This is a genomic window from Actinomadura sp. KC345 (assembly GCF_004348515.1).
Lineage (GTDB): Bacteria > Actinomycetota > Actinomycetes > Streptosporangiales > Streptosporangiaceae > Spirillospora.
Window position 1 is genome coordinate 1 of record NZ_SMKH01000413.1, and the last position, 5,589, is coordinate 5,589.

At 74.3% G+C, this 5,589-nt stretch carries 4 protein-coding genes and 1 pseudogene; 4 read left to right on the forward strand and 1 reads right to left on the reverse strand.

Annotated elements, in window-relative coordinates; genetic code table 11:
• The 4 genes and pseudogenes from E1281_RS36875 to E1281_RS36890 all read left to right on the forward strand — a co-directional run.
• Positions 1–793, forward strand: a pseudogene (locus E1281_RS36875) (hypothetical protein); the annotation flags it as partial.
• Between the two features lie 57 nt (positions 794–850).
• The gene (locus tag E1281_RS36880; protein WP_131884336.1) at positions 851–2,203 is read left to right on the forward strand and encodes a hypothetical protein; all 1,353 of its coding nucleotides are present in this window, start codon (positions 851–853) and stop codon (positions 2,201–2,203) included.
• A gap of 276 nt (positions 2,204–2,479) precedes the next feature.
• Positions 2,480–3,259 (forward strand): electron transfer flavoprotein subunit beta/FixA family protein, encoded by a 780-nt coding sequence (locus tag E1281_RS36885; RefSeq protein ID WP_131884337.1) that lies wholly within the window; start codon positions 2,480–2,482, stop codon positions 3,257–3,259.
• 23 nt (positions 3,260–3,282) lie between these two features.
• A complete protein-coding gene (locus tag E1281_RS36890) occupies positions 3,283–4,233 on the forward strand; it encodes an electron transfer flavoprotein subunit alpha/FixB family protein (protein ID WP_131884338.1) in 951 nt (316 codons plus the stop codon).
• Between the two features lie 54 nt (positions 4,234–4,287).
• On the opposite strand, the gene E1281_RS36895 is transcribed toward E1281_RS36890, so the two are convergent.
• Entirely contained in the window at positions 4,288–5,505 is a 1,218-nt protein-coding gene (locus E1281_RS36895) for an MFS transporter (protein ID WP_131884339.1), read from the reverse strand.
• Positions 5,506–5,589: the final 84 nt, after the last annotated feature.

A 5,589-nucleotide genomic window follows, 5' to 3' on the forward strand; every position in this document is an offset into this window, starting at 1 on the left:
CCCCTACGCCCAGGGCGGATACCCGCCCCAGTACGGCCCGCCGCCCAACCAGCCTCCGCCGCCCGGGGCGCTCCAGCGCGGAGGGCCCCCGCGGCCCGGCCCCTACGACCAGCAGACGCAGGACGCGCAGCGGCGGGCGGACCAGGCACGGGCCGACCAGGCACGGGCGGAGCGGGACAAGAACAAGCCCTACGGCTGGTACCGGGTGCTCGGCTTCATCGTCCTGGTGGCGCTGCTCGGGTTCGCCAACATCGTGCCGCTGCTCGCGCTCCTGGTGACGATCGGCGGCGTGCTCGTCCTCCGGATGGCGGACAAGGCCGCCAAGGGCATGGAGGGCCGCCAGACGCGGCGCGGCCCGCGGGCGGGCGACGCGGTCGCGGCCGCGTTCCGCACGCCCCTGCACCTGCCGGGCGCGGTGATGTCCACGGTCCTGTGGACGTCGCTCAGCCTCATGGCCGGGCTGATCCTGCTCTGCGTGCTGATCTTCGCCAAGTCCGACATGACCGCGTCGAAGGCCATCGCGTACTCCGTCATGGCGGTGATCGGGCTGCTCTGCCTGGCGCCGGGCAGCGGCGCGCCCCGGCGGCAGCTCGCCCGGATCTGGGGAGCGCTGATGCCGCGCGCCGAGGCCGCGCTCGCCGGCGCCCTGATCCTGGGTATCTTCGCGGCGGTGCTGGTCGTCACGTCCCAGGGGCAGCCGCCGGACACGACCCCCCTGGACGGGATGAGCCAGGACCTGGAGAGCCTGCGCGCCGACGTCCGCGAGCTCGTTTCCAGCATTCCGGGCATGTGACCGCTCGCCCGAGCCGGTCCGGCGGTACCGCTCCGGTCGGTAGGGTGGCGACCCATTATGAGCGGCGAATCGAGCCAACAGGAGCACATCGGCCCCTACCGGTTGCTGTCCCGGCTGGGTGAGAGCGGCGCCGTCCAGCGCGCCGCCGGGCCGGACGGGCGCGACGTCGCGGTGCGGCTGCTCCCCGGAGGGGCCGCGCCCGACATCGCCCGGATGCGCGACGTGCGCAGCCCCTACGTGGTGGACGTCCTGGACGGCGACGCCGCCGGGCCGGCCCCCTACGTCGTGTCCCGTTACGTCCCGGGGCGTCCGCTCGCGGAGGCGATCGCGGAGCAGGGCCCGATGCCGCACGACGCCCTGCGCCGCCTCGCGTTCGGGCTGGCCAAGGCCCTCGCCGCCGTCCACGCCGCCGGCCTCGCGCACGGCCGGCTCGGCCCCGGGACGACCCTGATCGTGGACGACGCGCCCGTCGTCGTCGACTTCGGGCTGGCACCCGGCGCCGGAGCGGCCGGCGACGTCCTGGCATGGGCCGCGACCGTGACGTCCGCCGCGGCCGGCACGGTCCCGGCGCCCTCGGGCGCACTGCCCTCGGACGCACTGCCCTCGGACGCACCGCCCGTGGACGCGCTGCCCCTGGACCGCCTGCCCGCCGAGTTGCGCCCGCTGGTCGCCGCCGCCGCGGACCCCGACGCCGCCCGCCGCCCGGCCGCGGCCGAGCTGGCGGAGGCCGCGTCCCGGCTGGACCTGCCGCAGGCCCCCTCTCCGCCCGTCCCGCCGCGCCCCGAGACCCCGCCGGCCGCGCCGACGCCACCGGGCGCCGCCGGGCGCGCACCCGGGACGGCGGCCGGCGCGCACGGATCGAGGGTGGCGCGCGGCTGGGCGAGGCTGCTGGCGGCCATGGTCGTGGTGATCGCGGTCGCCCTGGTGGTGATCGCGCCGGTCGTGGGCCTCGTGCTGACGCTGGGCGCGGTGACGGTGCTGCGCGCGGCCGGCGCGCGGGAGGGGGACCGGGCGCGGGGCCTGGCGCGGGCGTTCGGGCGGACGCTCGCGTCCGTCCCGTACGCGGCGGTGTTCACGGTCGCCGTCCCGCTGGGGCTCGTCGCGGTGTCGGCGGTGGGCGGGGAGATCGACTCGCTCCACGCCGCCGCGTTCGGCGCCGGGGCGGGGGCGGCGGCGCTGTGGACGGCACCGGGCGTCAGCGCGCCGCGGCGGCAGTTGGAGCGGATGTTCCTGTCGGCCGTGCGCGGGCCGCGGCGCATCGCGGCGGCGAGCGCCGTGCTCGGCGGCGCGGCCCTCCTCGCGGTGCTCGGCGCCCTCGCGCTGACCCCGACGTTCTCTCCCATGTACGGGCTCCAGGGATCGGTGGAGGGCACCATGGACCGCCTGCAGACCGCCGTCAACCGGTTCTGAGACGTGAAGTGCGTCACGCCGCTTTCGGGACGCCGCGGACCCGCCGAACCCCGCGGACAGGTGGGTAAGGTCTCACAAGCTGGAATTTGCCAGTATCCTACTGGCTAGTAACATGGTGCGCGCACGGCCTTTCCAGGGACCCGGCTCCGAAGGACGTTCGGGTGTTTGGCAGGCTGTGACTTCGAAGAGCATGTCCGCGTCGACCCGCCATGGGGCGGCGCCCCTCCGCCGCTTACCTCGGCGGCCAACTGAGTGCAGGGAGGTCGGCCACCGGCCATGAACATCGTCGTCCTGGTGAAGCAGGTTCCCGATACGGAGAGCCCGCGCAAGCTGAAGTCCGATGACAGCACGCTCGACCGCGCAGCGGCGGACGGCGTCATCAACGAACTCGATGAGTACGCGATCGAAGAGGCGCTGCGCATCAAGGAGGCCCAGGGCGGCGAGGTGACCGTTCTGACCATGGGCCCCGACAAGGCCACCGACTCGATCCGCAAGTCCCTGGCCATGGGCGCCGACAAGGCCGTCCACCTCGTGGACGACGCCCTCGCCGGCTCGGACGCGCTGCAGACGTCCTACGCCATCCAGCAGGCCCTCGGCCGCACCGGCTTCGACCTGGTGGTGCTCGGCTCGGAGTCCACCGACGCCCGCACGGGCGTCCTGGCCGCGATGCTCGCCGAGCGGCTCGGCGTCGCGCAGGTGTCTCTCGCCAACAAGGTCGAGATCGATGGCACGTCCATCAAGGCGCAGCGCCAGACCGACTACGGCTTCGACCGCGTCGAGGCGAGCCTGCCCGCGGTCGTCAGCGTCGTCGAGAAGATCAACGAGCCGCGCTACCCCTCCTTCAAGGGGATCATGGCGGCCAAGAAGAAGCCGGTGGAGACGCTCGGCCTGGGCGACGCCGGCATCGACGCGTCGCAGGTCGGCCTGGCGAACGCCGCCACCGAGGTGGTCGACTTCGCCGAGGCGCCGCCGCGCGCCAAGGGTGAGATCGTCTCCGACGAGGGCGACGGCGGCGCGAAGATCGCCGAGTTCCTCGCGTCGAAGAAGTTCGTCTGACCGGGGAAGGGGATTAGCGAACAATGGCAGAGATTCTCGTCCTCGTCGACCACGTCGACGGTGAGGTCAAGAAGGTCACGCTCGAACTGCTGACGCTGGCGAACCGGCTCGGCGAGGCGGCGGCGGTATGGGTCGGCCCGGGCTACGAGAACGCCAGGGACCGGCTCGGCGAGTACGGCGCCGGCAAGGTCTACGTGGCCGCCGACGAGGAGCTGACCTCCTACGTCGTCGCCCCGAAGGCCGCGCTGCTGGCGCAGCTGGTGAGCGAAGGGTCCCCGGGCGCGGTGCTGGTCGCCGCGACCGCCGAGGGCAAGGAGATCGCGGGCCGGCTCGCGGTCAAGACCGGCTCCGGTGTCCTCACCGACGTCGTGGACGTCACCGACGGCCTCGTCGCCGAGCACTCCATCTTCGGCGGCGGGATCATCACGCACGCCAAGGTGAGGACCGGCACGCCGATCATCGCCGTCCGGCCGAACTCGGTGGCCCCCGAGGCGTCCGCGGCCTCCCCGGCCGAGGAGCAGGTGTCGGTCACGCTGTCGGACGCCGACAAGGGCGCCAGGATCGTGGAGAAGGTCGTCCAGGAGAAGGGCGAGCGCCCCGACCTGACCGAGGCCGCGATCGTCGTGTCCGGCGGCCGCGGCGTCGGCGGCGCCGACAACTTCTCGATCATCGAGGGCCTGGCCGACTCGCTCGGCGCGGCCGTCGGCGCGTCCCGCGCCGCGACCGACGCCGGCTGGTACCCGCACTCGTTCCAGGTCGGCCAGACCGGCAAGACCGTGTCGCCCCAGCTGTACATCGCGGTCGGCATCTCCGGTGCCATCCAGCACCGGGCCGGCATGCAGACCTCGAAGACCATCGTCGCCATCAACAAGGACCCCGAGGCGCCGATCTTCGAGCTCGTCGACTACGGCGTCGTGGGCGACCTGTTCCAGGTCGCGCCGCAGCTCACCGAGGAGATCACCAAGCGCAAGTGACCTCCGGCCAAGGCCCCGGCGACCGCGTCGCCGGGGCCTTCGCGTGCCGGGGGGTCAGGCCGCGACGGGCTGGGGACGGGTGTCGTCCGGGTCGGCCCGTACGGGAACGTCGGCGGCGGCGACGTCCACGCTCGTGCGAAGCGGGACGAAGCGGGCGCCGGCGGCGATGAGCAGCGCCAGGACGACGACCGTGCCCACGCCCACGCGCAGGGACGTGGCCTCCGCCAGGAACCCGACCACGACCGGGCCGAGGAGGAGACCGCCGTAGCCCATCGCGCCGACCTGCGCGACGGCCGCGGCCGGACGGTCCGGGTCGGCGGTGCCGGCCAGCGAGATCGTCGTCGGGACGACCGTGCAGACCACCAGCCCGGTGACGAAGAACCCGGCGATCGCGACGCCGGGCCCGGGAGCCAGGACGACGACGGTCATGCCGAGCGCGGTGCCGAGCCCGGCACCGGTCAGCAGCCGGCGCGTGCCGACGCGCATCCGGATCCGGTCGCCGACGAGCCGCCCGAGCAGCATCGCCAGCTCGAACACCGGGTAGCCGGCGGCCGCGACCGCCTCGCCGGCGCCCATCTCCTCGTGCAGGAGCAGGCCGCTCCAGTCGGCGATCGTCCCCTCGGTCATGAACGCGATGAACCCGAGGACGCCGATCAGGTACACGGCGGCGGGCATGCGGCGCGCCCCGCGACCCGTCCCGGCCGCGGTGGCGGCCGGGCGGGGCGGGTCGGGCAGGTAGGTGCGGCCGAGCGCGAGGCCGGCGGGCAGCGACAGCAGCGCGGCGGCCAGCACGGTCGTGGTGAAGCCCAGCCCCGCCGCGGCCGTGACGACGCCGAACACGCCGCCGCTCATGGCGCCGGCGCACCAGCCCGCGTGCATGCCGCTCATCACCGACCGGCGGTACGCACGCTCGACGACGCTGCCCTGCGCGTTCATCGCGATGTCGGTGATCCCGAACGTCATCCCGAACAGCACCACGGTGCCGAGCAGCGCGCCGTAGCCCGGGGCGAGCGCCACGGCCGCGAAGGACAGCGAGGTCAGCGGCAGCGCGATCCGCAGGACGGCGCGGCTCCCGGCCCGCGCCATCACCCCGCGCAGCGCCTGCATGGTCACGACCGCGCCGAGCCCCCAGACGAGGACGACGATGCCGATCTCGCCCTCGCTCGCCCCGAACTTCGCGGCCAGCGCGGGCATGCGCGCCACCCAGACTCCGGTCAGCAGGCCCGCCAGCGCGAAGGTCAGGAACGTCCCCCAACGGGCGCGGAACAGCATGGTTCACCTCTTTCTCGGCTCGGCGGGCCACGGCCCGGGGTGTCGTGCGACGGTGATGGTGTGCGGCGGTGCCGCACGTTGGAC

Excerpts from the sequence above, each read along its gene's own strand:
- E1281_RS36895 (WP_131884339.1), bottom strand. The coding sequence starts at position 5,505 with ATGCTGTTCCGCGCCCGTTGGGGGACGTTCCTGACCTTCGCGCTGGCG.
- E1281_RS36890 (WP_131884338.1), top strand. The coding sequence starts at position 3,283 with ATGGCAGAGATTCTCGTCCTCGTCGACCACGTCGACGGTGAGGTCAAG.
- E1281_RS36880 (WP_131884336.1), top strand. The coding sequence starts at position 851 with ATGAGCGGCGAATCGAGCCAACAGGAGCACATCGGCCCCTACCGGTTG.
- E1281_RS36885 (WP_131884337.1), top strand. The coding sequence starts at position 2,480 with ATGAACATCGTCGTCCTGGTGAAGCAGGTTCCCGATACGGAGAGCCCG.